We start from the raw sequence: 3501 nt of genomic DNA, 5'->3' as shown, positions 1-3501 counted from the left end.
GACGTGCACCTTGTGGCCCCCGTCGGCCACGCCCGACAGCGGCGCCGCGGAGCTGGGGGCCGCCACGGTGGCCACGAGGCCACCCGAGACGGCCAGGATCGCCGAGGCCTTGGCCACCGGCTGACCGGACCGCGCGACGACGTCAGACAGTGAAGCCGCGCTCAGACGACTCGGCGCGCGGTGGCGCCCAGAGCTTTTCGACACGTGATGAACCTCTCCGGCGCCTACGGGGTGAGCTGTCGGGTTCGGGTGGGAGGTTGACTACCCGGCCCCGGCGCCGCGCGACGACCGGCGGATCTCTCGATCCGGACGCGGTCGTCCCACGCCATCCGGGACTTCACCCCAAGGAGCGCCTCTCGACGCCCCGGAAGTGGTTCCCCCGCTCCTGCCAAGCGGAATTGCGTCCACCACGACGTGATGACAGGACTAGGCGAATCTCGTCGTAGGCCTCCCCCAGGGAAGGTGAGGCGCAACCACCGTACACAGCGACGTGCGCGATGTCACGCCGCGGTCACGGCATGTTAAAGATCTGGACAGATTCGAGCGGCTGGGGGGGTGGCTACGGGAAGGTTCGTGCACCCGAGTCCAGCGGAGCACCCCTCGCAGTCACATCGTTCAGGCGGACGCCGGGGTCGGGCTCAGGCGAGGTGTGGCCGCTGCTCAGGCGTCGGCTGCGAAGACGTGTCCCGCGACGTCCGGGGGCAGCGAGACGCCGTCGACGTCGGCGCCTCCGTCGGGCACCACGATGATGCGCCCCTGGTCGAGCCGCACCTGCACCCGCCGACCGGGTAGCAGACCGGCCTCGGTGAGCAGTGAGAGGGCCACGTGGTCGACCTGGGCCGGCTCTCCGATCCGTCGCACGATCACGGCCTTGGACTGGTCCCCCGCGATCTCGTGCAGGCTGCGCACCCCGAGGCGGAACTCCTCGTCCTCGCCGGGCTCCCCGAGCTCGTCGAGGCCGGGGATGGGGTTGCCGTAGGGCGACTCGCGGTGCTCACCGATCAGCCCGAGGATCTTGCGCTCGACGCGGTCGCTCATCACGTGCTCCCAGCGGCAGGCCTCCTCGTGGACGTACTCCCACTCCAGGCCGATCACGTCGACGAGCAGGCGTTCGGCCAACCGGTGCTTGCGCATGACCCGCGTGGCGAGCTGGCGGCCCAGCTCCGACAACTCCAGGTGGCGGTCTCCGCCGAGACTGACCAGACCGTCCCGCTCCATCCGCGCGACGGTCTGGGAGACGGTCGGACCCGAGTGACCCAGCCGCTCGGCGATGCGTGCGCGCAGCGGGATGATGCCTTCCTCGTCGAGCTCGTAGATCGTGCGGAGATACATCTCGGTGGTATCAATCAAGTCGGTCACAGACCAAGCCTCTCATTGTTCTCGAAGTGGTGTCCGACGCCGACGTGACGGACGCCACGACGCTGTATGCGGGGTGTTCGGAATGCTTCCAAGGTGATTGAACGTTCAACCACACATGACGACGCACACCACTGACACCCGCTCCTTCGACCTCGACCGGCTGGAGGCCGAGTTCGCCGAGGAGCTCGAGCTCGCTCGGGAGGCCCAGGACCTGCTCTTCCGGTCCGCCCGGACCGCCAACGCCTTCACCACGGAGCCGGTGACCGACGCGCAGGTGCAGGCCATCTACGACCTGGTCAAGTGGGCACCGACGTCGATGAACAACCAGCCGCTGCGCGTCGTGCTCGTGCGCTCCCCTCAAGCGCGTGCAGAGCTCGTCGCGCAGATGAGCGAGGGAAACCGGGCCAAGACGTCCAGCGCTCCGCTGGTCGCGGTGCTCGCCGCGGACGTCGACTTCCACGATGAGCTGCCGAGAACCTTCCCGCACTTCCCTGGCGCCCGTGACCTCTTCGCCGGCGACGACTCGGCCCGCGAGCGCACCGCGGAGCTCAACGCCACCCTCCAGATCGCCTACTTCATCATCGGCGTGCGAGCCGCGGGGTTGGCCGCCGGGCCGATGACCGGGTTCGACGCGGACGCCGTGTCCCGCGAGTTCTTCCCGGACGGGCGGCACCGGGCCCTGGTCGTCGTCAACATCGGGCACCCGGCGGAGAACGCCTGGCAGGACCGGCTGCCCCGCCTCGACTACGACGACGTCGTCACGAGCGTCTGAGGTGGCACCCCACCTCTCGACCAACCTGCCTTAAGCCGTTGCGCGGACGGAACCGACCGGCATACCGTCGGGGCACACGAGAAGGGAGGTGGTCCGCCTAGTGAATATCTATCGGACGCGTGAGGTGGCTGCGCGCTAGCCAGCCCCCGTTTCACTGGCCCCCGTGGGGCCAGCCAGGGACGGATGGAGGCCGCGAATCCCTCGCAGCCGCCGCGACCCGTGAGTATGTGCGGCTCGTCCACCGCACCCGTGCACCGACTCGTGGGGCACGGAGCTCACGGGTCGTTCCCTGTCCGGGCGCCCGCGCGCCCCGCGGTCAGGGCCGCAGCAGACCGACGAGCGCGTCGACCGCCTCGTCCGGGTCCCAGCCCATCGTCTCCGGCCCGACGACGAACTCGGTCCAGGACGATCCCGGCAGCTCTGCCGGAGCCCACCCTCCGGTGAGCATCAGCTGCTCGCGCTCCATCAGCGCCACCACCCGCTCAGAGATCTGGTCGACTGGCTGCCCGGCGTAGAGCCGAAACGCGTTGGTGTGTGGGACCAGCGGGTGGACCTGCACCCCGCGAGCGCTCAGCTTCTCCGCGAACTCGCAGGCGCGGGCGTGGTAGTCGCCCATCCGCGGCAGCTCGGTCCGCAGGCCACGCAGTGCGGACACGGCATACGGCAGCAGGGTGTAGAGGGTGCCACCCAGGCGCTTGCGCCACTGGGTTGCCTCGGCGACGAGGTCCCCCGGCCCGGCGAGCACGGCGCCGGCGAGGCCACCGAGGCCCTTGTAGAAGGAGACGTAGACCGTGTCCGCCAGCGCGGCCACCTCGGCCAGGTCGTGCCCGAGGGCAGGGGTCGACTCCCACAGCCGCGCGCCGTCGAGGTGCAGCGGCACGCCGCGGTCCCGGCACGCGGTCGAGAAGGCCACCAGCTCGTCCCAGCTCGGGAGCAGGAAGGCCGCCTCCCGCAGCGGCAGCTCGAACAGCACCGCACCGAGCGGCCCCGCGATCGCGGCCAGGTCGTCGGCGGTCGGCACGGCGGGGCCGGTGGTGAGCCACTCATAGCGCAGGTCGTGCAGCAGCCGTGGGCCGTCGAGCTCGTGGTGCAGCAGGTGCGACAGCTCGGGGATCGCGACGCGGCGCGATCCGGCCCGGTCGGTCCAGACGCGCAGGGCGGCCTGCTGGGCCATGATGCCGCTCGGGAACATCGCCGCGGCGGGCTTGCCCAACAGCTCGGCGACCTGCTGCTCGAGCTGTTCCACCGGGCCGCCGTTGCCGTAGCGGTCCCACCGCTGCGGCTCAGCGGACCGTTCGAGCTCGTCGGCAAGCTGCCGGAGCACCTGCGCCGGAGCGTCGGCCACGCCCCCGGGGAGGCGGCGGCGCACT

Annotated in this window: 3 protein-coding genes and 1 riboswitch; of the genes, 1 reads left to right on the top strand and 2 read right to left on the bottom strand. The window is 70.7% G+C overall.

Annotated features, from left to right (window positions below):
- Positions 1 to 206: 206 nt before the first annotated feature.
- A riboswitch (cyclic di-AMP (ydaO/yuaA leader) is annotated at positions 207 to 413 on the bottom strand.
- A 247-nt stretch (positions 414 to 660) separates the two neighbouring features.
- On the bottom strand, positions 661 to 1359 hold the full coding sequence (locus FRW57_RS19040) for an iron-dependent transcriptional repressor DtxR (protein WP_152186770.1): 699 nt from the start codon (positions 1357 to 1359) through the stop codon (positions 661 to 663).
- Positions 1360 to 1474: 115 nt separating this feature from the next.
- Between FRW57_RS19040 and FRW57_RS19035 the strand changes: the two genes are divergently transcribed.
- Entirely contained in the window at positions 1475 to 2131 is a 657-nt protein-coding gene (locus FRW57_RS19035; RefSeq protein ID WP_152186769.1) for a malonic semialdehyde reductase, read from the top strand.
- Positions 2132 to 2447: 316 nt separating this feature from the next.
- Here FRW57_RS19035 and FRW57_RS19030 read toward each other — a convergent pair.
- Positions 2448 to 3501: threonine aldolase family protein (locus tag FRW57_RS19030; RefSeq protein WP_152186768.1), on the bottom strand; the 1054-nt coding region annotated here is incomplete at its 5' end.

The sequence above is a fragment of the Segeticoccus rhizosphaerae genome, from assembly GCF_009192725.1.
Classification (GTDB): Bacteria; Actinomycetota; Actinomycetes; order Actinomycetales; family Dermatophilaceae; genus Segeticoccus; species Segeticoccus rhizosphaerae.
The sequence above is the reverse complement of the archived record's forward strand: the minus strand, read 5'-3'. Positions and strand labels throughout refer to the sequence as shown.